Raw genomic sequence first — 24,123 nt, 5'->3', positions numbered from 1 at the left:
AGTATGGGATGTATTGCTTCATAATATGTTTTATGGATTGACTGCCAAAGAATTATATATCATTCTTTTGTTATACTATCAAGCAGGAGGCGGTTTAGATGAATTTCTATATTACATATGGAACAGCAGATTTTTTGCATAAAATCGCAAAGAAACACCATCTGGAAAATCTGCTTTATATGGTCGGAAAAGAACAAGCAGCTCTTTTTCATGAAACGGAGGGTGAGACTGTATTTAAAGCCCCTCATGCCTATGATGTGATTTATGCGAAAGGCGCGCTTGTCCAATCTGGTTTCGTCACCTTGAATCATATCCCTGTTAAGCTTGAAAGCAGAGCACTGTTTGAATCCACCTTTCAGAAAAAGACGAACATCTCAGAACATCAGCGCGGCTTCCAGGCTATTCGCGTTTTAAGACCGCAAAAAGATGAAGAAGTTTATTTGATTTTGACACTTTGGGAATCAGAGGACTTATTTCAAGACTTTCAAGAATCAGAAGCATTCTTTCAGCCACACGAGGATACAGGCTCCATTTTCTCTCGTCCAGCTTACCTCACATCCTATCATGCCGTCACAGACAATTAAGGAAGTGCTGCTCTCAGCACTTCTTTTTTTCATCAAAAAAAGCCCAGTCGATGGGCTCTTCATTTTATGAGCTTGATTTCAGCTCGTACCGATGAATGATCGGCTGAAGCACATAGAAATTCAGCAATATCCAACCTAATAAGACCGGCCACTTCAACATAGGTGAAGCACCTTTCAATTGAATCAGCAGCACCAATAGTGGAATCAAGCAGATCATGAAAAAACTCATTTTTGAGAGAAATGTTTCTTTAATTTGATGCCGGCAGCTTGGACACATCATCATTTTCGTATGTGATAAATGAAATTTTTCGACGAAAGAAAATGTTTTTGAACAATTTGGACAGCTTCCCAACGCTACTCCTCCCTTTCCCTGCTTCATATCAACTTCGACTTTTATGTAAAATGACCTTTTGCTACTGACCACGAAATCCTCTTCTGTTGAAAGATTCTAACAATTACCATACAATCAGTAAAAGAGCATGAAGGAGGTTTTCGATTCAATGACAATATCCACTTTACAAAAAAGCATCAATGAACGTCTTGATGAACATTATGAGGAAATGGTTGAAATTAGACGCCATCTCCATATGAATCCTGAACTTTCTTTTCAGGAAGAAGAAACAGCCGCTTTCATCGCCAGCTACTATGATACATTACAAATACCTACGCGCACCAAGGTGGGCGGTCATGGCGTACTCGCTTTTATTGAAGGAGCTTCTCCGGGACCAACCATTGCCCTCAGAGCTGATTTTGATGCACTTCCCATCCACGATGAAAAAGATGTACCTTACAAATCAACAAAGCCTGGTGTGATGCATGCGTGCGGTCACGATGGGCATACTGCGACACTTCTTGTATTAGCAAAAGTCTTGCATACGCATCGTGATCAATTAAAAGGAAAGATCGTCCTCATTCATCAGCATGCAGAAGAATATGCTCCCGGCGGTGCAAAACCAATGATTGAAGACGGCTGTTTAGACGGTGTCGATGTGATATTCGGTACGCACCTTTGGTCTTCAGAGCCTTGTGGCACGATTCTTTATAAAAGCGGGAACTTTATGGCAGCGGCCGATCGTTTCTCCATTCAAGTCCAAGGGAAAGGCGGACACGGCGCTCAGCCTCATTTAACAAAAGATGCCGTACTCATCGGTTCACAAATCGTCGCAAACCTGCAGCAAGTCGTTGCACGTAAAGTCAATCCGATTGATTCTGCTGTTGTTTCTGTTGGAGGTTTTGTAGCAGAGAATGCCTTTAACGTTATTGCAGATTCAGCTGTTTTAACTGGTACTGCACGATCCTTTGAAGAAAGTGCACGGCATATTATCGAACGAGAAATTGAACAGGTGGTAAAAGGGGTATGCCAGATGCATGATGCTGCCTACACATATGAGTACGTCAGAGGATACCCTGCTGTCAAAAACCATCCAAAGCCGACGGAATATATTGCTGGCATCGCAAACCAGACAGAAGGTGTCACAGAAGTAAAAGAAGCGGAAACCCAAATGGGCGGAGAAGACTTTGCTTACTACCTTCAGCATGTACCTGGTACCTTCTTCTACACAGGCGCCATGCCGGAAAACAGCCAGGACGTGTATCCACATCATCATCCAAAGTTTGATATCAACGAAAAAGCAATGCCTATTGCAGCAAAGGTACTCGCGAACGCCGTTCTTTCCTACAATGAATAAAAAAAGCCGCTGTCCTCAGCGGCTTTTCTATTTCATTTCTTTCAATATTCGCAAGTGAAACACATGGCGTGCGACCTCTCCGAGCTGTCCTGTCAGCTGATGATTCGCCACCCCGCCAACAGCGGCTCCGACGACCGGCATTAATTGAAACAGCTTTACAAGATCAATGTAATCTCGATACTCCTGCTGAAAGCTGTACCAATCCATTTCCTCGCGGCTCGTTTCCCAATCATCTATGATCTTCATCATTTTTTGACGATGGGCACTGCTGGAAAAGGCGAGCTGAAATATACAGAGCAAAAAGAGTCTTTCCTCCTTTTGAGATAAATCAAAGCCATAAATACACGCCAGCTCATAAAGGCATTTCATCTTTATGCTTAACAGCAGCGGAAAGTCTGCCATTCCGAGGAATAAACCGCCTGCACCTGTTCCAACCCCTTCGATAGCAGCCGCCTTTTGGTAATACTTCACTTTATCCTTTGCCAGTTCATTTCGTTCTACAATAGATAATTGTTCATCAATCACTGAAAATGAAGTAAAGTGTGATCCTGATACGGTGGATTCAACCATTGTTTTGACTGCACTTGTGATGACTTGATGAAACCTGGCAGGAATTCGGCGGTTCACATGCTGCTGAACTCCTTTTGAAAACCGTTCGATCTTTGAAGGTTTTCTTAAAAAACGTGTTTGAAAAAGAATGGCTTCTTCATACAACTCCCGTTCAGCTGCATTCATCCGGTCCCCTCCTTGATGTCATCATACGCTCGCTGTAATCTCCACTTATCTCATCTTTTTTAACCTGCTTTGTACGTAAGGCTTAAAGAGGACAAGCACAAATGCTAAAGAAATGAGAAAGGCCAGTCCGCTTCCCTGCCAGCCTCCCGCTGGAAGTACCGCACAGCTCAGCAAGATTGATTGGATGATCAGCACATTACGGACGAGAACAAAAAAGCTTCGATCCTTTTCTTTTTGAGAAACTGGATAAAGTGCCTGTAATGAAAGATGAGCAAAGTGCTTCGTTAACGGCACAAGCTGTACACCTGTGATAAATACTGTGAACAAGACTAGTAACGCACCCACCCAGCCTGCTGCACCTGTATACAAAATAATCAGGACAAACACGGCCGTTAATCTTAAAACGAGACCAAAATAGTCATTTGAGCGTACAAACGCCCTCACATACATATAAGAAAAAGTTTTACGCTGATCGTAAGGAACAAACTTCATAAGCCAATCCATGTATGCTCTTCTTTTCACCTGTTTCTTTAAGTGAGGCACATCTGTAAATAAGTTTGCTAAACGATAAAAGCGCTGCTTCCGTTTTAATTCATCAGAAATATGCATTTCCCATTGAAAGGGCTGTTTTTTCACTGCATTTGTTAAGTAGACGAGATAGACACCGTAGATAAGATAAAAAACGATTGCAATCACATAGGCTGCCTGTAAGACGGTGTAGATCAGCATCATATTTAATAGAAAACGAAGGGCTGCATCGAGCCATCTCACGTGTTTTCCTTGAAAATATGTGATTCTCCATTGAATGGCTGTATTCAGGCCCTTTATTAAAATCATTTGCGCCAGTATCAGCACATACCCCGTGATGCCTCCTGAAGACACCGCCGAATAAAGAGGAAGTGCGACAATGGATACAACAATGAGAGGAAACAGCTGAGAAATGAAGCTAAAATTAAACGCTTGTTTTAAGTAAGGCTCCATCTTCCCTTCCAAAGGAAGCAAAAACACGAGATCGGCTTCTTTAATCAACGTACGTACGTATGAGCTTGTGAGTACCAATGAGAAAACAACTGCCATCACCCAGTAGGATGGGAAGTGAGCCGGAATATGTTTGAGCCAGCTGCTGTACCAGCTTGCTCCGCCTGCAAGGAAAAAAATGAGCACAATGACAAGATGATCGTTGAACATGTATTTTAAGTATTTTCTTGTTTCTTGTACGTGTTCCTCTAATCTTGATTTCCAAATGGTTTGCGTAGTTTTACTCATAGCTTTCTTCCTTTGTTAATTCCAAATAAAGATCATCGAGTGTCGCATCTCTCATATTGAACTGTTCTCTCAGCTCTGTCAGTGTTCCTTTCGCTCTGATTTCCCCTTCGTGCAAAATAATAAAGGAATCACAATAGCGTTCAGCTGTCGCCAAAATATGCGTTGACATCAGGACACTAGCGCCATTTTTCTTCGCAGCATTCATCCGTTCAAGCAGTGCATTGATCGCAAGAGGATCAAGCCCTAAAAACGGTTCATCGATGATATACAGCTCTGGTTCCACAAGGAATGCACACATAATCATGACCTTCTGCTTCATTCCTTTTGAAAAATGAGCAGGGAACCATTTCAGCCGTTTCTCCATTCGAAATTCTTTCAGCAATGATGGCAGGCGTTCGTCTAATTGTTCCTTTGATAGACCGTAAGCCATCGCTGTCAGCTCTAAATGTTCTTTTAGCGTTAATTCTTCATATAAAACAGGTGTTTCAGGAATAAATGTAAATTGTGAACGATACGCCTCTTGGTCGTCTTGAAGGGTTCGTCCATTCAATTGAATGACACCTTTATGCGGTTTCATGAGCCCGATAATATGGCGGATGGTTGTACTTTTCCCCGCCCCGTTTAAGCCAATGAGACCGACGATTTGATTTCTTTCTAATTCAAATGAAATATTTTTTAGAACGGGATTCTTCGTATATCCACCCGTTACATCTTTTACAGTGAGAAGGGACATGAATTCGTTCCTTTCTTTCTTTTTTCCTTTATAGTAACAAAAACGAATGATAATTTGAAATGTTTACCTATAGACGAGTCATGAATAAAAAATAGGCGCTTTGGTCATCATAATGTATGTAGAAGAAATGAACTTGATGACCAATAAGTAAATGAGGTGTTTGTTAAAGGCAAAGAACCGCATGACAAGTTGGTTTTTCATCTAAAAACCTTAGCTTCTGTTTTGCTTCACTGATTCTTGATTTTTGTGTCCTATACAATATGTATACGACAAACCAAAACGTCAAATGAGGTGTTTACGGCAGAAATAGCAGGCATATGAATTCTTTATTTCAGTAAATAGAGAATTCAAAAGGCATTCGAATGAAAGCATCAGCATTTCTTCTGCAGGAGCAGGATGAGCGACCAAAGGAGTTCGCTTGTCCTGTTTTCTTTTTTGCTTCTTTTTGTGATACGATAAAGGAAAAATAATGAGGAGTGACATGGCGTGAGCGACTGCATTTTTTGCAAGATCATTGATGGAGACATTCCATGTGCAAAAGTATATGAAGACGAGCATGTATTGGCTTTTCTTGATATCAGCCAAGTAACAAAAGGACATACCCTTGTAATCCCGAAAATACATAAAGAAAACATCTATGAGATGACACCAGAAGTGTCTAACCACTACTTCCAAGCGATTCCGAAAATTGCAAGGGCGATCAAACAGGAATTTGAACCAATCGGGTTAAACCTCCTGAACAACAACGGTGAAAAAGCCGGACAATCGGTATTCCATTACCATATGCACATCATTCCGCGCTACGGAAAAGGTGATGGCTTTGGTGCCGTATGGAAATCACATCAAGATCAATACACGTCAGAGGATTTAAAAGACATTTCTTCTGCCATCCACACGCGGCTTACCTCATCTTAACAGATGAGGTTTTTCTTATTTTCACCCCTTTTCATCGCTTCCGCCTTTTAATAGTAAGATATTTTGAACGATTCAATTTTTTTGTCCAAATGCTTCAAATTTGTGATAGGATGGTTTTATCTTTTGATCCATTAACGCGAGAAATAGGGAGAGATTGTGATGAAACGAACGACGAATTTTAATGCTGGTCCGGCGGCATTGCCGCTAGAAGTGCTTCAAAAAGCACAGGAAGAACTTGTTGATTTTAAACAAACTGGGATGTCTGTGATGGAGCTTTCTCATCGCAGCGGTGAATATGAAGAAGTCCACAATAAAGCAAAAGCGCTTTTGGTGGAACTGATGGACATTCCAGAAGATTATGAAGTCCTCTTTTTACAAGGCGGAGCTAGTCTTCAATTTGCGATGATTCCTATGAACTTCTTACATGAAGGCGAAACAGCTCATTTCATTCAAACAGGCGCTTGGTCAGAAAAAGCATTGTCAGAAGCAAAAGGGTTTGGTCAGACATCTGTGCTTGCTTCAAGTGAAGATGACAACTACTCGTATATTCCAGAAGTAGATACTTCTGGTTTAACAGATGGTGCTTACTTACACATCACATCGAACAATACGATCTTCGGTACTCAGTGGAAAACGTTCCCGCACACGTCACTGCCGCTCATTGCGGATATGTCCAGTGATATTCTCAGCAAAAAAATAGACGTTTCTTCATTTGATCTCATCTATGCTGGGGCACAAAAAAACCTAGGGCCTTCAGGTATCACGATTGTGATTGCGCGCAAACGTTTATTAGAGAAAGAGAAAAGCAGCACGCCAAAAATATTAAAATATTCAACACATGCAAAAGCCAATTCTCTTTATCATACACCACCGACTTTTGCGATTTATATGCTGTCACTTGTCCTTGAGCATGTCAAACATGCTGGCGGTGTAGAAGCAGCGGAAAAACGCAATGAACAAAAAGCAGGCATTCTCTATGATACCATTGATCAAAGCGGCGGTTTTTATCAAGGACATGCGTGTGCTGACAGCCGTTCTCATATGAACGTCACCTTTACTCTTCGTGATGATGCACTTACTTCTTCCTTTGTGGAAAAAGCAAAGCAAGAGCAAATGGTTGGACTTGCCGGCCACCGTTCTGTCGGCGGATGCAGAGCATCTATTTACAATGCGGTCTCAATAGAAGACTGCCAAAAGCTTGCGGACTTTATGAAAAAGTTCCAGCAAGAAAATGAGTAAAAAGGCTTTTCTATAGGGAAATAAATTTGTTATAATAACGAGAAATATAAAGTCATGACTCTTGCAATAAATGATGAGCCATATTATTGGAGAGTCCTATAAGAGCTTAGCAGAGGAGAGCATAGAAATGAAAACAAAAGAATTAGTGATTATGTCATTGCTTGCAGCAATGGGAGCTGTTTTGCATACGATTTTCCCGCCCATCTTTTTCGGAATGAAACCTGATATGATGCTGGTCATGATGTTTTTAAGCATCATCCTTTTCCCAAAGGTTCAGCATGTTGTCGTGATTGCGCTAGTGACTGGCGTGATTTCTGCATTAACAACGGGATTCCCAGGCGGACAAATTCCGAATATGATTGATAAACCAGTGACAGCCTTTATCTTCCTAGCCCTTTTCTTATCTTGCATGAAGATAAAGAACAAAGTGGTGCTGACCGCTGTGTTAACTGCGATTGGAACCATCGTATCCGGTGTGATTTTCCTATCTGCCGCTTTACTGATCACTGGACTGCCAGCTGCATTACCGGCACTTCTTGTGGGCGTGGTCCTGCCAGCTGCCGTGATTAATACCATTGCTATGGTATTTGTCTTCCCAATTGCTCAGTCCATTTTGAGACGTGCAAGAATGATAGAAGTTGCTTAACGAATAACCGAACCTCTTCATGATAGATGAAGAGGTTTCAGATTGTTGACAAAGGGCTAAAATGATCTTGATTTTAGCCCTTTGTCTTCTTTTCAGCGTGAAAGAAAACCTTTGAAGTCTAGGAAGGACGAGTACTGGCGCGGAGCGAATTTGATATTCGTGAGCACCAGCACGCAGGACTGACAAAGAATGCGAGGGTTTGTCTACACGCTGGAACCTCTTCATGATAGATGAAGAGGTTTTTTTCATGCTTTTATAAAAGAAAAAGGGTCAGCAGCAAAATGAGGAGTGAAATCCCTGCACCAGCCGCACACACAAGTGCTTTTTGCTTTAAGACATGTTTTGGCGGATAAGACCCTGCATATCCAAGCTGTCTTGCATAATGAATAGAACCACCTGTAAAAACGATGCCGATACACATAAAAACGAACAGAAAGACAGACAACCTTCTCCCCTCCCTTTTCTTCAAAAGTATGCTAAAATAAAGCAAGCTATGTATGGAAGTTCAATGAAGCTGATCGTCAGCTCAGAGAGAACATGCGAATGTGTAAAATTTGACTAGAGGTGATTTGAATGGCTAGTGGACGTTCTTTATTAACAGGATTATTTGTAGGCGGTCTCCTCGGAGGTGCGGCAGTGCTCCTGACGACTCCCTCTTCTGGCAGAGATGTGCGCGGAAAAGTGAAAGACGGCTATGACAAATTCGAAGATACGCTGACAAAATTAAAAAGAGACGGACAAGCTTTAAAAGAGCAAATTGTGGAAACAGCAAAAGAAAGCGCAGAGGTGATTAAAGAAGTCGGGTCTGAATTGCAAACATCGATTCAGCAATGGCGCGAAGAAATCAAACCTCATCAGCAGGACTTACAAAAGGAAATTCAAGAGATTGAGGAAAAGCTCAAACAACTGGAGAAAACCTTACAAAACTAATATACTCACAAAAAAATATTCGTTTACAAAAGTGTGCGGGGTGCGTATCCCGCACTTTTTTTGTTGAAAAAAGGTTATTTTGACAATGTTTTTCATGACTTTTAAAAATTCTTGAATTTTCAGCTTTATTAATCTTTATTTTATTGGCATAATAGAATTACAAGAAAAAGAGAAGTAGGTGAAATGGATGAATCATTCGGAACAGCCTTTCGATGTAAAAGAAGCACTTTTATTCAGTCAAAGAATGGCCCAATTGAGCAAAGCTCTTTGGAAATCCATTGAAAAGGACTGGCAGCAGTGGATCAAACCGTATAACCTAAATATCAATGAACATCATATTTTGTGGATTGCGTATCAATTAAAAGGAGCTTCAATATCAGAAATTGCAAAGTTTGGCGTCATGCATGTATCAACGGCGTTTAACTTCTCCAAGAAACTGGAGGAACGAGGATTTTTAAAATTTTCTAAAAAGTTAAACGATAAGCGCAATACGTATATTGAGCTAACGCCAAAAGGCGAAGAGACATTCCATAAACTACTCGAAGATTATGACCCGGCACGAACTGGTATTGTCAAAGGCGCACAGCCGCTTCATGACATTTACGGAAAGTTCCCTGAGATTTTAGAAATGATGTGTATTATCCGAAACATTTATGGTGAGGATTTCATGGAGATTTTTGAGAAATCGTTTTCAAACATTGAGAAGGACTTTTTAAATGAGCGAGGAAAAGTCACAAAAAAGACTGAGGAACTTGAAAACTCAGCTGAGGCAGCAGAAAAAGCGGCTAAAACAAATCAAATTGTTTAATGATCTTTATAAATTCATTCATTAGCGGCTGAAACAGCCCCTGATCATGCAAAGCAAATATCGTCTCATGAACATCCAGCTTTTCAATTAACTGTCCCGCAAAGAGCGCAAGGAGATCGTCAAACATGACGTAGCCTTGTGCTTTTTGCTTATCCATTTCCTCTGAAAGCTCAGCACAAATACGCTCAATTTCCTCTGCCTCTTCTTTCGATACACGCTGCCTGATCAATAACGCATAATATGGATAACGGCTCATATCGGCTGCCTTCAATAAAAGTTCCATATAATATTCAAGCTGGCTCATTCGTTCCTCAATACTCATGTACGTTCCCTCTTTCTCTTAGTCCTTCTATTTTAGCCGAAATTACTCATTGACGAAAGAGACGAACCTCCCCCTTCTGTTCTTTTTTCTTGAAAAACCCAAAGTTTCCTCTCTTTATTCCATATGAAGGCACCATTTTATTTTTTTTCATCAAAACCATTGATTTTTATCCTCAGGAAGAGTAAATTATCTTGAGATATTCAATTCGATTTTTAGATTGGAAGGATGAAAAATGAATTGTTGGAAGACCATTAATCTTGAAAAGGATTATGGTTATACGAGAATGATGATTTCAGCCATAAGTCTTGCTATCCTTTTTTTCATTATGGCATTTTTATGTTTTCAACTGACTCATCCTGAAACGCGGCTAAGCAGCCATAACGCACCGCTTTTTGCCGTGCTCTTACTTGTGACATTGCTTGTCCACCGTGTGGTTCACTTGATCCCAGTGATGAAAAATAAGAAAAAAATGACGCTATTGATGAAACGAAATTGCTGGCAGCGCGTGCCTAAGAAAGTGATGCTTTTTTCACTTCTCAGCCCGTTTTGTGTCATCTCACCGGTTTACTTTTTGTTAGGCGTGGCGTTTCCTATGTACGCACACTATTTTATCATCATCGCAAGTATACATGCAGGCTATTGTTTGCCTGACTTTTTATTTGCATGGAAGCTGCTCAAAGCACCTAAATCCTGCATCATCGATCAAGCTCAAGACGAGTTTGATATTTTAGTTGACCAAACTTCCTCATCATGAGGTTTTTAAAGCCAACTTCTATCTTTTTCATAAAAAATTTGGTAATGTAGTATGGGAATAGCATAGAGAGGGGGGATCTCCGATAGTTTTATTTTACTTCATCGTCTTTGCCGCGTTTATTGTGTATTCAATAAACAGGCTTACTAATACATTATGCCTTGTCAGAGAGATTCCTGAAGAACGGCAAGATAAGGTGTTTCGCTTTATCAATGTATCGATACTGATCTTACTTATCTCATCATTTGTTGAAATTACCATTTCCATTTAAGATCAAAGCAAAAGCTGCCAGTTTGAGGGCAGCTTTTTGTGTATATTTTCATTAGCAAATCCAAGATGCACCGATGATGATCAATAAAATAAATAATACGACGACTAGTGCAAAACCGCCAGCAAAGACTTCTCCTCCCATGTGAAAACACCTCCTGCCAGTTCTTCCTCTGTTCTAAGCTCAGTGTATGCAGAAAAATAAAAAACGTTTAGGCACCTGTCATCGTTTGAAAAAAGAACCGCCCTCACGCACGGCAGGACGGCTCCCTTCTGTCACAGCGATTTAATTAGTAAAGATATGCTGCACCAACGATGATCAGCAAAATGAATAGCACGACCAATAAAGCAAACCCATTAGAATATCCTGCTCCCATATAATTCAGCCTCCTTTTTGTGATCACTATATGTGTATGTCGCGCGCAATTTTTTGACTAGACGAATGCCCTTCCATTTGCATTTCTTTTTACAGCGTGTCACAATATGTTATGATACAAGCAATGATAAATAAATTGGAAAGATTAGGAGTGTTTTTTGAATGAAAAAAATGGCTTTAGCAGCTGTAACAGCAGTAAGTGTTTTAACTCTTGGCGCATGCAGTAGCGGTGATAAAGATGTGATCGCCACAACAAAATCAGGAGATGTCACAAAAGGAGAACTTTATACTACTCTTAAGAAACAAGCAGGTGGAGATGCTTTAAACCTACTTGTTCAACAAAAGGTTCTTGCTGACAAATACAAAGTATCTGATAAAGAAATTGATAAGAAATTGGAAGAATATAAAAAGACACTTGGTGAAGATCGTTTAAAACAGCTTCAAGATGAATTCGGTAAAGATTACATCAAAGATCAAGTGAAATATGAGCTGCTGACTCAAAAGGCTGCCAAAGCTAACATCAAAATCACTGATAAAGAAGTAAAATCGTATTACGATGACCTTAAAGGAAAAATCCGCGCAAGCCACATTTTAGTAGCTGATAAGAAAACAGCTGACGAAGTGGAAAAGAAATTAGATAAAGGTGAAAAATGGGATGCCCTTGTCTCTGAATATTCAACTGATACTGCTTCAGCAGCACAAGGCGGCGATGTAGGCTGGTTCGCAAAAGAAGGCCAAATGGACGAGAACTTCAGCAAAGCTGCTTTCAAACTAAAAGTAAATGAAATCAGCAAGCCAGTAAAATCCCAATTCGGCTACCATATCATTAAAAAGACTGAAGAACGCGGTAAATATGATGACATGAAAGCGGACTTGAAAAAAGAACTGCTTGACCAAAAACAAGCAGACACAAATGAAATCCAAAACATCTTAAACAAATTAGTAAAAGATGCTGATGTGAAAGTAAAAGATAAAGAGCTTCAAAAAACGTTCAAAGAAAAATCTGAACAGCCTGCACAAAATCAGCAGACACAACAGAACCAGTAATCACAAAAAACCCCTCTGCCGTCATCGTGCAGAGGGGTTTTTGTATGACGAGATTAAGCAATCGAATGATCTTCATGTCCCGCAGTATCCTGCGATCTTTTCACCTGCTGATCCTGACGTCTGCGCTCTCTTTCCTGTTCCATTCGCTCGATAAAAATTTCTCCTTCCTTTTCAATAAAGGATTGATCAATCTCTTGCTCCTCTTTGGCTGTTGTCATTAATTTATACGCACAGAAAATAATGCCGATGATACATGCATACACCCACCACGGAAAAAACAACATTTTTTCATCGCCTCCTTTTCTTAAGGACATTCCTCTCTTCCTTTGTGTTACATGCTTATGCGAAAAGAAGACAAGTTATGAAAAAAAACGCCCGCATAAACGGACGTTTTGACATGATTATTCGTGATGGAAGGTTGGTTTATAAAACGAACGATTCTCAAGTGCAAAAATACGTTCTGTATATTCTCCTGGTTTCACATGCTCAAGCGCACGATCCATCATGTTCATTTTCGCATCTAAATTATCAATATAGTGGAGAATTTCAGCTTCTTTTACCATTGGTGGTTTCGGGCTGCCCCATTCTCCTTTTCCATGATGACTCAGGACTAAGTGCTGTAAAATAAGAATTTCCTCTGAATCAATGCTAAGCTCTTCCGCAGCTTTCGCAATTTCTGTCACCATAATGGAAATGTGGCCAATTAAATTCCCTTCCACAGTATATGTCGTGGAGACTGGGCCCGAAAGCTCTTTGACTTTCCCTAAATCATGAAGAATGATACCTGAATATAAAAGATCTCGATCTAGTGATGGATATAGGTCAACAATGGATTTTGCTAAATGCAGCATAGACACGACGTGGTAGGCGAGTCCAGAGACAAATTCGTGATGATTTTTTGTCGCTGCTGGATAATCAGCAAATTCCTGTCCATATTTCTTCAGCAAATGCCTTGTAACACGCTGAATATTAGGGTTTTTCATATCAAAGATATATTGCATAATCGTATCCATCATATCGTGTTTTGGAATAGGAGCTGTTTCGAGAAAGTCATCAATTCGAATTTGCTCGTTTTCAGCAACAGGGCGTATATTCCTAAGCTTCAGCTGATTCCTCCCGCGATAATGATGAATGTCGCCTACTACCTTCACGATGGTTTGCGGTCCATAGGTGATTTCATCATTCTGCTTTGCATCCCATAGTTTTGCCTCAATATCTCCACTTTGATCTTGAAGAATGAGCGTTAAAAATGGTTTGCCATTACTTGCAATTCCTTTAGTAGATGATTTAATTAATAAATGCAGGTCAACTTGTTCGCCGACATCATAGGTCATGATCCCTTTAGCCATTCAATAAAAGCTCCTTCCATGTTTCTGCTCATATAAGTATAACATAAGTCATTATTTGTCAATCATTCAACTGCTAAACTCGTAATCTGTCCATCTTTTGCAGCCTGCGCCATATGCTGATGACAGGTAAAATAAAACAGCTGTGTTTCAAAACGCGTGAGTTCATTCATCAATTCCAGCACTCTTCCTAGACGAACATGATCAAAATGAACGAAGCTGTCATCCATCATAAACGGAAGCTGACATTCCTGCTGATGAGACAAGGCGAGTGCAAAACGAATGGCCAGATAGACTTGTTCACAGGTTGCTTGCGAGAGCTCGTCTGGGCGGAATATTCGTCCATCCATCCTTTTCACGATCAGCCGGTCATCCTCTGGTGAAAATAAAATGGCTTCATATCGATCATTCGTTAACGGCTGAATAAAGCGGGAAGCTGTTTGCAGCAGTGCTGGCAGCCTTTTTTCTTTATGTTCATTCAATTTTTCTCGAATGACGGAGCGGACAAGCTGAATCGCCGCCCATTTTTTCGCAAGGTGCTTTGCATGCTCCTGCTCAGCTGAAAGCTGATGAGTCAAATCAGACACCGTACCTGAAGCTTCTATTTGCCGGATTTCCACTGCTCGTTCTGCCAGACGTTTTTCCATATTCGCCGCATTCGATTGTATGTTATTCAGGTGCTGCTTTGCTTCCGCACACTCTTCTTCAAGAAGGCGCAATCCTTTACGAACAATCGATTCTTCCTCATCAAAGCAGCCGCTTCTATGCAGCTCTTGATTCAGCTGCTGCAAATGGGAAAGCCGTTCCCGATATTCTTTCGATAGATGAGAAAGAATTTGGTAATCTTTTTTGGACTCTGCCTCTACTTGGCGAAAAAGCGCGTCCATTTGTTTTTCGTAATAGTCAATTTCCCCTTCCAGCGTCGTGATCTGCTGTTTCACATGTTGAATCGATACATCCAATGTCTGACGTTCTTTTTCTCTTTTCGCCTCATCTTTCAATATCTCTTGAAAGGCCGAGATGTTCTCTTGAATGGTGCCTTCCTTTCGCTGCAGAAGACTGCTTAACGCTTCCACCCTTTGCTCATAATTGGACTGCTGGCCGGCAAGCTCGTCTATTTCCCGGCTAAGCTCCTCATATCCCGCTGTATTCGTTTTTAATTGCTTCAGGATAAGGAAGGCTTCTACTAGGAAAGAAAGCTCTGAGGACAAGCCCAGCTGTTTTTTCTTTTCCTCTACTTGCTGCTGGACAGGTTCCAGCTCCTGCTCCCAGTCTTCATATTGCCGGATGATCCTTTCGTACAAAAGCTCCTTCTGCCTCACAAGCGTTTCAGCTGAAGCTGCCTGTACTTGGAAGGAATCGAATGTTCCCCCGCCGCTTCCCTGTTTCACCTGTGTCGATTTCAAAAATGGGTAAATAGCAAAGAAGACAAAAACAGAAAACCCTGCAAATAAGAAAGTAACCCACCACTCTGTTAAAAAGAAAAGGACAAGCAGAAATGCAGCATCAAATATCACCATCACAGGGAATAACCACGCCCGGGAATGAACCTGTTTCTCTTTTGCTCTTGTTTCCCCAGCTTCCACTGAACTGTGCGATTTGGCCTGCTGTTCCTTTAATCCTTTTAAAGCGGTTTCCGCTTCTTCCAGCTCATGTCTTGCATGATCAAACCGGTCATCCAGCTGTGCCTTTCTGTCCATTAAACGAACGTAGTGGCTGACAGCCTCCTTTAATTCCCACTCAAATTCAAGGGAGTCGTCAATCTGCTCAAGCTTGACTGAACGCTGCCACTTCAGCTTCGCTGCGGCTTCGTCCATTTTTTGTTTCAATGAATCACGTTCTGCTTTACATTCAGCTAAGCGGTTTTTGACACGTTCAGCATGAGAAGATTCATCAACGACACGCTTCATCTCCAGTAATGTATCCTTGTCATAAAGCGGTTGAACTTGTGCCAGCGAGGTTTGCAAATGATCTAATTTTTGCTTTAGTGCAGTCATTTGAGCCTTTTTCGGGTGATGGTGTGATTCTAATTTATCCAATTCATGCTCTGTTTCTGCTCTAAAGCGTTTGACTCGTTCTGGATAACGGGCTAATTCTTTTTTTAACTCCATCTTCTTCTCTAACATGGGATAAAGTCGAATGTGTTCGTTTAACTGCTGAATCTGTTCTTCTGTCTGCTTCATTTCCTTTTGAAGCGCTGTGATCGTCTCTATGAATTCAGAATGCTCCCGTTTTTTTTCTGTATAACGGCCTTCTGCCAATCTAGCTTGTTTCAGCTGGGCAGCCAGCTCTTTTAAACGATCAAGCTGCTGGTTTAATTCCGGCTTGCGTCCATTTGGTTTAAACAGCTGCTCCTGCTGCTTAAGCAGCCTGCTATCCATCTTGGAGGCAGCATCTGAGCCAAATAAACTTGAGAAAAGGAGAAATTCACCGATTTGATCTTCGTTTAAGGCTTGGACATTTTGCAGTCCAAACACATCAAATGAATAGATTGATTGGAATAATCTGCGATCTGTTCCCTTTAAAAGAGTTCGTAGAAATGCTTCATCTTTCACTTCACCATTCGGTAAAAACACCTGCGTTTGACCGCCTCGATCGGACGATCTCTCAATGTGAATGACACCTAACTCCTCATCTAAGCAAGTGAGGGAGCCGCCATAGAAAGATCCTTGTTTCGGCTTGTATATCTTGTTTTTTGAAAAACCAAATAACATCGACTCAATAAATGCCTTCAATGTCGTTTTCCCCGATTCATTCAGGCCGTAAACTAGCTGAAAACCGTCATCAGAAAAGTGAAAGGTTCGATTTGAAAATTTCCCGAAATTCGCTATATGGAGTGAACGTATTTTCATCATACCTCTCCTTTTCTCATAATTGCTTCAGCTGTTCCGTCAGCAGCCTTTGTGCCTCTTCTTTTATATCCACTTCATCCTCTTTTGTGAGCGCTTTTCCTGACTTCCTGTAGGTTGGGTGACGCTTGATCGGTGAAAGCAGCTCTTCATATGACTCAAACTGTGCAATTTCTGCCGTTAGTTCCTTCAAAAAGGAATCTTCTGGATCAATCACATCCTCGTTTGTTCGGCAATCAATTGACATCACCCAAACAAACACATCTTCATCTTCCTCCTGCTCATGAAAAACAGTCATCAGCTCTTCGAGGACCTCAAGCTGCGTATGCTCAAAGTAAGAAGGCGCATCACCTGTCAATTCAATTCTCACAAAATGAGGAATGCCTTCCTCTTTCAGCTCATTGATTTTGCCTTCCACAAGTGTGACAAGATCCGTCATATGAGTTGTTTCTGTGATGTCTATTGCCAGTTTCTCAAAGATGATATCTGCACAGCTGATAAAATCCGCTGCCCGTGAATCTTCGGAGAGGTGAATCAAGTAACAGCCTTTTTCTCCCGTTTCTTTTATATGTCTGCCCTGCACATTACCAGGATAAATTATATATGGGTCTTCATGCAGAAGGGCTCTTTTATGTATATGTCCAAGCGCCCAATAATCAAAATCCTGTGCTATGAGCTGCTGAAGCTGAAATGGGGCATATGCATCATGTCCTTCTTGTCCGGCTAATGTGCCGTGAAGCATCGCAATGTGATAGGCAGCATCTGTTGTTTTGACATAATGAGATGTCATATTTTCATATACAGCCCGCTCTTTGTAGCTAAACCCATAAATACTCGCGACAAGCTGATCCCCTCGATAATAGGAGTGCTCACTTGGTGTACTGCTCGAAAAGACATGTACATTCTCGGGCCACTCAATCGGTGTCCATTCACCGCCTAAATGATCATGATTCCCATAAATAATAAAGACTTCAATCCCGTGCGTTTGCAGTCTTACAAACTGATTTCTTAAAAACAGCTGTGCTTTTAAGCTGCGATTGGATTCATCAAATAAATCACCGCTCAGCAGCACAAAGTCTACCTCCCGCGCAACGGCGAGATCAAAGATGTTCTTAGCACTTTGAAATGTACTTTCTTTGAGCCGCTTAAATATAGAACTAGGTATAGTCGACATTCCTGCAAATGGACTGTCTAAATGTAAATCTGCGGCATGAATAAAGGTGAGCTTAGTCAAACGTCTATCTCCTTGTCCGATACTGTCATTGTCCATATTTTATCATGCCATTTTTACGAATGCACGTTCTATCACTCTTCTTCTAAAAAACACATTTTTAAGGGCTAAAAAAGAGGTTTTGTCTTATTCCATGTTTAATTACATTAAAAACAGAAGAAAGGAAGATGAGGAATGGAGAAGACATACTTTTTAACCGTATTTGACCGGTCGGGTGAGACTTTATTAAATGAAAAAATCACAGCGGATGGTGACGAGAAAGCAAAGGAATTAGGACGTCATCGCTTAATGGAACAGCAATACACAAAGCATTCTCATCGACTCGTTGATCAAGCAGGAAAGCTGCTTTTATTTGAACGTTAAAAAAGCCGGCTTTCGCCGGCATCATGTTCATTTATGCTTTTTGAAAGACAGGACGTCTTTTTTCTAAAAAGGCCTGTATACCTTCCTTGTGATCATGACTTTTTCTCAGTCTTGCCTGTGCTGCTCTCTCTTTTTGAAGAACTGCTAAGAGCTTTGATTCTGACTGCTGGAAATAGATCATCTTTGTTTCGATAAAGGCTTGAAGCGGCATGTTCATAAATGGCTTCACACACACTTTTTGATACGTATCGACCTCATCCTGGAACACCCCGTCTGCAAGGCGCAGCTTTAACGCTTCTTCAGCCGGCAGCTTTTGTCCGCTCCAAATCAATTGTTTAGCGGTTTGCTCACTCACTCTTTTTGTGAGGAAAAAATGCCCCCCGCCATCTGGAATTAATCCTACTCCATTAAAATTCATGGCGAGTTTTGCATCCTGATGCATAAACAAGTAGTCACAGCTTAGAGCAAAGCTAAAAGCGAGGCCTGCTGCTGACCCGTGAACAAGCGCAATCGTCACTTTTTTCATACTAGCTAGAGAAAGTGTAATTCCCTCGATCAAATCCATCACACGATAGAAATCTTCTTCACTTTCCTGCTTGAGCATCATCCCAATATCTCCGCCTGCTGAGAATCCTTTTCCCGCTCCCTTGATGACAACGACTTTTGCACTGCTTTCCTCCGCTGCATCACATGCTTCTTTGAATTCAGCAAACATGTCCACATGAAAAGAATTATAAGCTTCAGGCCTATTGAAAACGATTTCAAAAACATCCCCGTCTAACTGACAATTGATATATGTCATCATCCATCCCCCTCTTCTTTTAAAAGCTCATCACTTACTTCCATTTTCATCATGTAAAACCTTTTTCTCTAAATAAAAAATTTCAAGATCAATTGATACTAAAATAAGCATAATGATTGAAACAAGAAATATATTTTTATATAGTAAAAAAAGAAAGAAAATAAATTTGAAAGGAGGAGGATGATTGATCAGATGTTCCATCATGATATTGGTTAGCTTCATCGTCATGTTTTCTCCTTTTTCAAATGTCGTTTTTGCTTCACAGGCAGAAGCGAGTATACCTAGCCTGATTTCTCCATCCATTTATGATGAAGAAATCAATGCTGTGAAGACACCTTCATTTTCAAAAAAACATGCTTCATCCATTCTGTTGAAGGACAGATTATCAAGGGCGTATGCCAAGACTTTTCTGCCAAAGCCTGCCCCATCAGCTGCATTGTCCATTGATCTATGTTTTTTGGAAATGAAGTGTGCGATCCCCGTTATGTATCAATCTAATTACCTCTACTGATTCATTTTATTTCATCCGCATTTACTATTTGAAAAACACAGCCTATCAAATTCGGAGGGATAAAATGAACATTAAAGAAAATGATCTTCCTGGGATCGGAAAGAAATTTGAAATTGAAACGAGAAATAGAGAAAAGATGACGATTGTGATTCATGATGATGGCAGACGGGAAATTTATCGTTTTGACGATGATGATCCAGATGAAGTGCTGTCTACCATTTCACTCGATGATGCTGAATCCCGGCAAATCGCTGCTATTATCGGCGGTATGGTGTATAAACCGCAGGCACTAGAAACCATTGAAATGGCCTTCAACGACTTGATCATTGAATGGTTTAAAGTGGAAAAAGGTGCAAAAGCGGTTGGACATACACTCGGTGATTTAGATGTGAGACAAAATTATGAAGTCACCGTGATTGCGATCATTAAACATACAAATGAAAAATTACTCAACCCTGGTGCCGATTCGATTATTCAAGCAAATGATACGATGGTCATTTCGGGCGAAAGAAAACACTTGAAGCGATTGGTACGTGATTTTCTTTCTAGAGGGGGAGAGTGATGAATGGATCATTTAGTCTTTGAAGTTGGGACGGCGCTAATTCTTATCGCCATCGCCAGCTTAATCGCCAATAAAATTAAATTTTCTATCATCCCTTTTCTCATTGTCCTCGGAATGATTGTTGGGCCGCATGCTCCAACTATCGGGATCATTGATTTGAAATTTATCGAAAGCACGGAGATTATTTCGTTTTTTGGCAGAATGGGCGTCCTGTTCCTTCTTTTCTATCTTGGGCTTGAGTTCTCTGTCGGAAAACTCATTAAATCGGGTAAATCTATTGCAGTCGGCGGATCTATTTATATTTTGATCAACTTCAGCTTAGGACTGCTCTACGGTTTTATCACAGGGTTTGGATTCCTTGAGGTTCTCATTATGGCAGGGGTGATCACCATTTCATCAAGTGCCATTGTGGCCAAGGTCCTTGTCGATTTGAAACGAACGGCGAATCCTGAAACAGAGTTAATTCTAGGGATTATTATGTTTGAGGATATTTTCCTTGCCGTTTATTTATCCGTCGTATCAGGTCTTGTCCTTGGAGATGCCACTACTGTTGGCGGTGCCTTATTATCGATTTTAATCGCTTTTGGTTATATGATGCTTTTCTTTATCATTGCGCGGAAGCTGCCAAAACTATTAAATAAGTTGTTTGATATCCGTTCGAACGAAGTGTTCATCATTGTGATTTTTGCCGCTTTGTTCTTTGTCGCTGGTTTTTCAGAAACGATTCATGTAGCAGAGGCTATTGGAGCTCTCTTACTTGGTCTTGTTTTCTCAGAAACAGAGCACTCAGACCGCATCGAGCATCTCGTGGTTCCGTTTAGAGATTTCTTTGGAGCGATGTTCTTTTTCAGCTTTGGTCTCAGTATCGATCCGTTTACATTGGATGATGCCTTCTGGCTTGCGATCGGCGCTGTGATTCTTACCTTAATTGGGAACTTCACTGCCGGAATGTTCGCTGGACGGAGAGCTGGATTTTCTCATAAAGCCTCTTCTAATATTGGATTAACCATCGTATCAAGAGGAGAGTTTTCAATCATTGTTGCCGAGCTTGGCATTGCCGGCGGACTTGCCGCTACTTTGAAGCCCTTTGCTGCATTGTATGTCTTAATCCTTGCGATCTTAGGACCGCTCGTAACGAAAGAATCTAAGAAAATCTATCAAATCCTAAACAAAATCTTCAAATGGAAACCTGAAAAACCAAAAGTAAAAAAAGAAACGACGATCTAATGAAAAAGGGCCCTATGCTTGGGCCCTTTTCTATGTTTTATTCAAATTGCTGAAATGCAGTTTCTTGCTTGACTGGCGCTTCCTCGACACCGCGAATGGTTCGAATGACTTTCTGGTTGCGGTAAATCGATAGTTTCAAATTGGTCGCCGCTGTTCCATGAGAATGATCAAGATTCGTGAATGTAAAGAAATGATTTGAACGCTTGTCTTTGAACACAAGCCTGAAGTCGTCTGTCACTTTAAAATGCTCATCACTTTCCCATTCAATCAAAGGTTCATATGCGCTAAACCATTCAGGAATATTCGGTGTGTATCCTGTAGCCAATACAGCGTGATCTACAGTTATGCTTTTTTCTTTCTTCAGCTGCCACTGCTTGAGATGCAGCTCCAAAGGCTGATGCTCTCCTCTTTGAATCGCTTCAAGCTCGGTCATTGGCTGAATGAGCACAGATGGCTCTTCACCTGAAACGGAGCGATGATACAACTCCTGATAAATGCGCGAAAGCGTTGATGCATCGATGCCATTTCTTAATCCTGTCAGTCTGGGCAATGTGTTCATACGTTCTTCATAAGGAAGCGAATGAAAATACTCGACATACTTTGGTGTAAAAAGCTCTTGGCCAAGTTCTGCCGTCTCCAGCTCTCTAAATTCACTAGAACGCGTAAACCATGAAAGCTGCTGTCCTTTCTTTTGATGCTGAAGCAGGTCTAAGAAAATTTCAGCTGCACTCTGCCCTGAGCCGATCACCGCCACCGACTCAGCTTCATGAAGTGCTTTCTGCTGATCTAAATAACGGCTGCTATGGGTCACATATGGGTATGCTGCTTCAGGCACATCGACTGGAATCATTGGTTTGCTTCCTGTGCCTAACACGACATGCTTTGCACGATATTCAGAAAGCGATCCATCGTTCAGCCGTCTGACTTTCACAAGGTAGCCTTCTTGGCAGTCCGTCACTTCTTCTACCTTCATCCCGAACTGACAGCTGTCTAATTCTCCTGCCACCCATGATAAATACTCATTGAATTCTCTCCGCGGGATATCAAACTGTTCAAATGTATAGAACCGGTGAAGTCTATTTGCTTCATGTAAATAATTTAAAAATGTATACCTGCTCCTTGGATTCGCCATTGTGACAAGGTCTGCTAAAAAGGAAACTTGCAAATCCGTTCCTTTGATCAGCATACCAGGATGCCAGGCAAACTCAGACTCTTGTTCAAAAAAACAGCATGAGACATCCTCATACTCCTCTAACAAAGCGGCCAACCCTAAATTGGCGGGCCCAATCCCAATTCCGATCACATCTATCATATGTACACCTGCTTTAACTTTTTATCACTTATATACCCTTTTACAAATGAAAAAAACACTGCGTCATCGCAGTGTTTAAACGTGAGAAACAAATAATGATTCAAGGAATTGAATTTTCTCTTCTGTATAGTGTTCATAGCGGTCATTATACGATTTTGGATCTTTTGGATTGGCATACTGCGTAATTTTTCCTGATCGTGGATCAATGAATTTACTTGCTGCACCGCATCCAATGCCAATGATTGTCTGTACTTCTTCCATGATAATAATATTATACAAACTTTCCTGTCCATCTAATGAATACCCGACATTTTCAAGATTCCCCAAAATATTTTTTTGTCTATATAAATAATATGGGTGATAATGATGTGCTTTCGTCCAAGTGACCGCTTCATCCATCATACGTGTGATTTCTTCTCGGTCGGCTACTTGATATTTCTCCTTATTGCGCGTCATTTCAGATGCTCTTTTAAAGGAGAGTGTATGCACGGTTAAAGATTCAGGCTTGAGCTCTTCAGTCTGCTGCAAGGAGTGCTGAAATTCTTTGAGCCCTTCTCCCGGCAATCCAATGATTAAGTCCATATTGATATTATTCATGCCGTACTGTCTTGATAAGTGATACTTTTCAATCGTTTCTTCGACACTATGATGCCGGCCAATAGCCTTTAGTGTTTCATTCTCATACGATTGCGGGTTAATGCTAATCCGGTCAATATTGTAGCGGTTTAGCACCTCTAGCTTATCAGGCGAAATCGTATCAGGACGCCCTGCTTCGACAGTCACTTCCCGTATATGCTTCACATCTGGGAACGAGCGGTACATTTCTTCATACAGCAAATCCATTTCTTCCGCTGTAATGCTCGTTGGCGTGCCTCCGCCAAAGTAAACGGTCGTCACTTTGATCCCGTGTTCTTTTAGCCATGCGCCCATTTTTTGCATTTCATAATGCAGACCAAACAAAAACGTTCCCACTCTGCCAGCTTGTCCTTTAATGGCGTAAGCAGGGAACGTGCAGTAAGCACATTTTGTGGGGCAGAAAGGAATACCAATATAAATACTCACTTCCTGCTGAAGGTCATACAGATCTGGAATGGCTTGAAGCTGACGATCGACAATCTCCTGCATCAAATTGATTTTTTCATCATGAATCAAGTAATCACGCTTTAATGCCGCATGTGCATCTTCCTTTGACATGCCTTCTCTCAGCATCTTATGAAGCAATTTCGTAGGACGTATTCCTGTGAGAATGCCCCACTTTTGTGTCATTCCTGTGTGCTCCTGAAGCAAGTGTAAATAAACAGACAGCACTGTGTTTTTGATTTGTTTCCAGCGCTCCTTATCGTTCAAGCTCTCTGGGACATCCCGCGAAAAACGACTGGTGATGTCTGATCCATCGATATGACCAGATGCTTCCACCATGCCATTTTCTTCCTTCCAGTTAAATACCATGACCAAACCATCATCCAATTCACTTGGATCAAACATCACTTCACTATCTTCTTCAAATAAATTGGCTATATTGACAAGCGGGCGATGAAATCGTTCATCTGACAGCCCTTTAATTAAAATTCGCATCATATCACCTTTATCTTCAAACTTGTTTCATTTTACAA

Annotated in this window: 29 protein-coding genes; 14 read left to right on the top strand and 15 right to left on the bottom strand. The window is 41.0% G+C overall.

What is annotated here, in order from left to right:
* Window positions 1–98 precede the first annotated feature (98 nt).
* Window positions 99–584: an antibiotic biosynthesis monooxygenase gene (locus NSS65_RS05025; protein WP_034282197.1), complete on the top strand. Its 486-nt coding sequence runs from the start codon at window positions 99–101 to the stop codon at window positions 582–584.
* A 64-nt stretch (window positions 585–648) separates the two neighbouring features.
* Here NSS65_RS05025 and NSS65_RS05020 read toward each other — a convergent pair whose 3' ends face one another.
* Window positions 649–801 (bottom strand): hypothetical protein, encoded by a 153-nt coding sequence (locus NSS65_RS05020; protein WP_224426392.1) that lies wholly within the window; start codon window positions 799–801, stop codon window positions 649–651.
* A 283-nt stretch (window positions 802–1,084) separates the two neighbouring features.
* Between NSS65_RS05020 and NSS65_RS05015 the strand changes: the two genes are divergently transcribed.
* On the top strand, window positions 1,085–2,272 hold the full coding sequence (locus NSS65_RS05015; protein ID WP_024425461.1) for a M20 family metallopeptidase: 1,188 nt from the start codon (window positions 1,085–1,087) through the stop codon (window positions 2,270–2,272).
* 27 nt (window positions 2,273–2,299) lie between these two features.
* Here the strand turns inward: NSS65_RS05015 and NSS65_RS05010 are convergent, their stop codons facing one another.
* From NSS65_RS05010 to NSS65_RS05000, 3 genes are read right to left on the bottom strand one after another with little or no spacing between them, the layout of a single operon-like run.
* Window positions 2,300–3,007, bottom strand: a complete 708-nt coding sequence (locus NSS65_RS05010) for an EcsC family protein (protein WP_046310440.1) — start codon at window positions 3,005–3,007, stop codon at window positions 2,300–2,302.
* A gap of 45 nt (window positions 3,008–3,052) precedes the next feature.
* Window positions 3,053–4,273 (bottom strand): ABC transporter permease, encoded by a 1,221-nt coding sequence (locus tag NSS65_RS05005; RefSeq protein WP_101677400.1) that lies wholly within the window; start codon window positions 4,271–4,273, stop codon window positions 3,053–3,055.
* On the bottom strand, window positions 4,266–5,006 hold the full coding sequence (locus NSS65_RS05000; RefSeq protein ID WP_144496549.1) for an ABC transporter ATP-binding protein: 741 nt from the start codon (window positions 5,004–5,006) through the stop codon (window positions 4,266–4,268). Before NSS65_RS05000 ends, NSS65_RS05005 begins: the two co-directional genes overlap by 8 nt.
* A 486-nt stretch (window positions 5,007–5,492) precedes the next feature.
* On the opposite strand from NSS65_RS05000, the gene NSS65_RS04995 reads away from it, so the two are divergent.
* The 3 genes from NSS65_RS04995 (at window position 5,493) to NSS65_RS04985 (ending at window position 7,806) form a co-directional block, all read left to right on the top strand.
* Window positions 5,493–5,921: an HIT family protein gene (locus tag NSS65_RS04995; protein WP_024425457.1), complete on the top strand. Its 429-nt coding sequence runs from the start codon at window positions 5,493–5,495 to the stop codon at window positions 5,919–5,921.
* A 159-nt stretch (window positions 5,922–6,080) separates the two neighbouring features.
* Window positions 6,081–7,160 carry a 3-phosphoserine/phosphohydroxythreonine transaminase gene (gene serC / locus NSS65_RS04990; RefSeq protein WP_326135018.1) on the top strand — a complete coding sequence of 360 codons (1,080 nt, stop codon included), beginning with the start codon at window positions 6,081–6,083 and terminating at the stop codon, window positions 7,158–7,160.
* Between the two features lie 127 nt (window positions 7,161–7,287).
* The gene (locus NSS65_RS04985) at window positions 7,288–7,806 is read left to right on the top strand and encodes a tryptophan transporter (RefSeq protein ID WP_326135017.1); all 519 of its coding nucleotides are present in this window, start codon (window positions 7,288–7,290) and stop codon (window positions 7,804–7,806) included.
* A gap of 253 nt (window positions 7,807–8,059) precedes the next feature.
* On the opposite strand, the gene NSS65_RS04980 is transcribed toward NSS65_RS04985, so the two are convergent.
* Window positions 8,060–8,251: a hypothetical protein gene (locus tag NSS65_RS04980; protein ID WP_142944418.1), complete on the bottom strand. Its 192-nt coding sequence runs from the start codon at window positions 8,249–8,251 to the stop codon at window positions 8,060–8,062.
* Between the two features lie 128 nt (window positions 8,252–8,379).
* Between NSS65_RS04980 and NSS65_RS04975 the strand changes: the two genes are divergently transcribed.
* Both NSS65_RS04975 and NSS65_RS04970 read left to right on the top strand, forming a co-directional pair.
* Window positions 8,380–8,736 (top strand): YtxH domain-containing protein, encoded by a 357-nt coding sequence (locus tag NSS65_RS04975; RefSeq protein ID WP_024425453.1) that lies wholly within the window; start codon window positions 8,380–8,382, stop codon window positions 8,734–8,736.
* A 187-nt stretch (window positions 8,737–8,923) separates the two neighbouring features.
* Window positions 8,924–9,544 carry an HTH-type transcriptional regulator Hpr gene (locus NSS65_RS04970; RefSeq protein ID WP_034282207.1) on the top strand — a complete coding sequence of 207 codons (621 nt, stop codon included), beginning with the start codon at window positions 8,924–8,926 and terminating at the stop codon, window positions 9,542–9,544.
* Here the strand turns inward: NSS65_RS04970 and NSS65_RS04965 are convergent.
* Window positions 9,522–9,866: a YhaI family protein gene (locus NSS65_RS04965; RefSeq protein ID WP_065214191.1), complete on the bottom strand. Its 345-nt coding sequence runs from the start codon at window positions 9,864–9,866 to the stop codon at window positions 9,522–9,524. The genes NSS65_RS04970 and NSS65_RS04965 overlap by 23 nt on opposite strands.
* Window positions 9,867–10,098: 232 nt before the next feature.
* Here NSS65_RS04965 and NSS65_RS04960 point away from each other — a divergent pair, with 232 nt between their 5' ends.
* Complete coding sequence (locus tag NSS65_RS04960; protein ID WP_034282208.1) at window positions 10,099–10,620, top strand: DUF3267 domain-containing protein; 522 nt, start codon at window positions 10,099–10,101, stop codon at window positions 10,618–10,620.
* An 82-nt stretch (window positions 10,621–10,702) separates the two neighbouring features.
* On the top strand, window positions 10,703–10,888 hold the full coding sequence (locus tag NSS65_RS04955; protein WP_072368131.1) for a hypothetical protein: 186 nt from the start codon (window positions 10,703–10,705) through the stop codon (window positions 10,886–10,888).
* A 51-nt stretch (window positions 10,889–10,939) separates the two neighbouring features.
* Here NSS65_RS04955 and NSS65_RS04950 read toward each other — a convergent pair whose 3' ends face one another.
* Both NSS65_RS04950 and NSS65_RS04945 read right to left on the bottom strand, forming a co-directional pair.
* On the bottom strand, window positions 10,940–11,029 hold the full coding sequence (locus NSS65_RS04950; RefSeq protein ID WP_017360317.1) for a YjcZ family sporulation protein: 90 nt from the start codon (window positions 11,027–11,029) through the stop codon (window positions 10,940–10,942).
* 145 nt (window positions 11,030–11,174) lie between these two features.
* Window positions 11,175–11,261, bottom strand: coding sequence for a YjcZ family sporulation protein (locus NSS65_RS04945; RefSeq protein WP_008361129.1), 87 nt, complete (start codon window positions 11,259–11,261; stop codon window positions 11,175–11,177).
* A 161-nt stretch (window positions 11,262–11,422) separates the two neighbouring features.
* Between NSS65_RS04945 and NSS65_RS04940 the strand changes: the two genes are divergently transcribed.
* Window positions 11,423–12,307, top strand: coding sequence for a peptidylprolyl isomerase (locus NSS65_RS04940; protein ID WP_034282210.1), 885 nt, complete (start codon window positions 11,423–11,425; stop codon window positions 12,305–12,307).
* A 53-nt stretch (window positions 12,308–12,360) separates the two neighbouring features.
* Here the strand turns inward: NSS65_RS04940 and NSS65_RS04935 are convergent, their stop codons facing one another.
* The 4 genes from NSS65_RS04935 to NSS65_RS04920 form a co-directional block, all read right to left on the bottom strand.
* Window positions 12,361–12,591, bottom strand: coding sequence for a sporulation YhaL family protein (locus tag NSS65_RS04935; protein WP_034282326.1), 231 nt, complete (start codon window positions 12,589–12,591; stop codon window positions 12,361–12,363).
* A 117-nt stretch (window positions 12,592–12,708) separates the two neighbouring features.
* Window positions 12,709–13,656 carry a 3'-5' exoribonuclease YhaM gene (yhaM, locus tag NSS65_RS04930; protein WP_024425447.1) on the bottom strand — a complete coding sequence of 316 codons (948 nt, stop codon included), beginning with the start codon at window positions 13,654–13,656 and terminating at the stop codon, window positions 12,709–12,711.
* 62 nt (window positions 13,657–13,718) lie between these two features.
* A complete protein-coding gene (locus NSS65_RS04925; RefSeq protein ID WP_034282211.1) occupies window positions 13,719–16,505 on the bottom strand; it encodes an AAA family ATPase in 2,787 nt (928 codons plus the stop codon).
* Window positions 16,506–16,521: 16 nt separating this feature from the next.
* Window positions 16,522–17,736: a DNA repair exonuclease gene (locus NSS65_RS04920; RefSeq protein ID WP_034282212.1), complete on the bottom strand. Its 1,215-nt coding sequence runs from the start codon at window positions 17,734–17,736 to the stop codon at window positions 16,522–16,524.
* A gap of 171 nt (window positions 17,737–17,907) precedes the next feature.
* Here NSS65_RS04920 and NSS65_RS04915 point away from each other — a divergent pair, with 171 nt between their 5' ends.
* Window positions 17,908–18,096 carry a YhzD family protein gene (locus tag NSS65_RS04915; protein WP_034282213.1) on the top strand — a complete coding sequence of 63 codons (189 nt, stop codon included), beginning with the start codon at window positions 17,908–17,910 and terminating at the stop codon, window positions 18,094–18,096.
* Between the two features lie 31 nt (window positions 18,097–18,127).
* Here NSS65_RS04915 and NSS65_RS04910 read toward each other — a convergent pair whose 3' ends face one another.
* The gene (locus tag NSS65_RS04910; RefSeq protein WP_111927076.1) at window positions 18,128–18,901 is read right to left on the bottom strand and encodes an enoyl-CoA hydratase; all 774 of its coding nucleotides are present in this window, start codon (window positions 18,899–18,901) and stop codon (window positions 18,128–18,130) included.
* A gap of 181 nt (window positions 18,902–19,082) precedes the next feature.
* Here NSS65_RS04910 and NSS65_RS04905 point away from each other — a divergent pair, with 181 nt between their 5' ends.
* The 3 genes from NSS65_RS04905 to NSS65_RS04895 all read left to right on the top strand — a co-directional run bounded on the left by NSS65_RS04905 (window position 19,083) and on the right by NSS65_RS04895 (window position 21,198).
* Window positions 19,083–19,409 (top strand): potassium:proton antiporter, encoded by a 327-nt coding sequence (locus NSS65_RS04905; protein WP_227001712.1) that lies wholly within the window; start codon window positions 19,083–19,085, stop codon window positions 19,407–19,409.
* Window positions 19,410–19,473: 64 nt separating this feature from the next.
* Window positions 19,474–19,971, top strand: coding sequence for a cation:proton antiporter regulatory subunit (locus NSS65_RS04900; protein ID WP_024425442.1), 498 nt, complete (start codon window positions 19,474–19,476; stop codon window positions 19,969–19,971).
* A 3-nt stretch (window positions 19,972–19,974) separates the two neighbouring features.
* Complete coding sequence (locus NSS65_RS04895) at window positions 19,975–21,198, top strand: cation:proton antiporter (RefSeq protein WP_111927074.1); 1,224 nt, start codon at window positions 19,975–19,977, stop codon at window positions 21,196–21,198.
* 37 nt (window positions 21,199–21,235) lie between these two features.
* Here the strand turns inward: NSS65_RS04895 and NSS65_RS04890 are convergent, their stop codons facing one another.
* The gene (locus NSS65_RS04890; protein ID WP_081124166.1) at window positions 21,236–22,510 is read right to left on the bottom strand and encodes a SidA/IucD/PvdA family monooxygenase; all 1,275 of its coding nucleotides are present in this window, start codon (window positions 22,508–22,510) and stop codon (window positions 21,236–21,238) included.
* A gap of 75 nt (window positions 22,511–22,585) precedes the next feature.
* Entirely contained in the window at window positions 22,586–24,085 is a 1,500-nt protein-coding gene (locus NSS65_RS04885; RefSeq protein WP_034282220.1) for a coproporphyrinogen III oxidase, read from the bottom strand.
* Between the last annotated feature and the right edge of the window lie 38 nt (window positions 24,086–24,123).

This window comes from Bacillus sp. FSL K6-1006 (assembly GCF_038593175.1).
Lineage (GTDB): Bacteria > Bacillota > Bacilli > Bacillales > Bacillaceae > Bacillus > Bacillus safensis.
The sequence above is the reverse complement of the archived record's forward strand: the minus strand, read 5'-3'. Positions and strand labels throughout refer to the sequence as shown.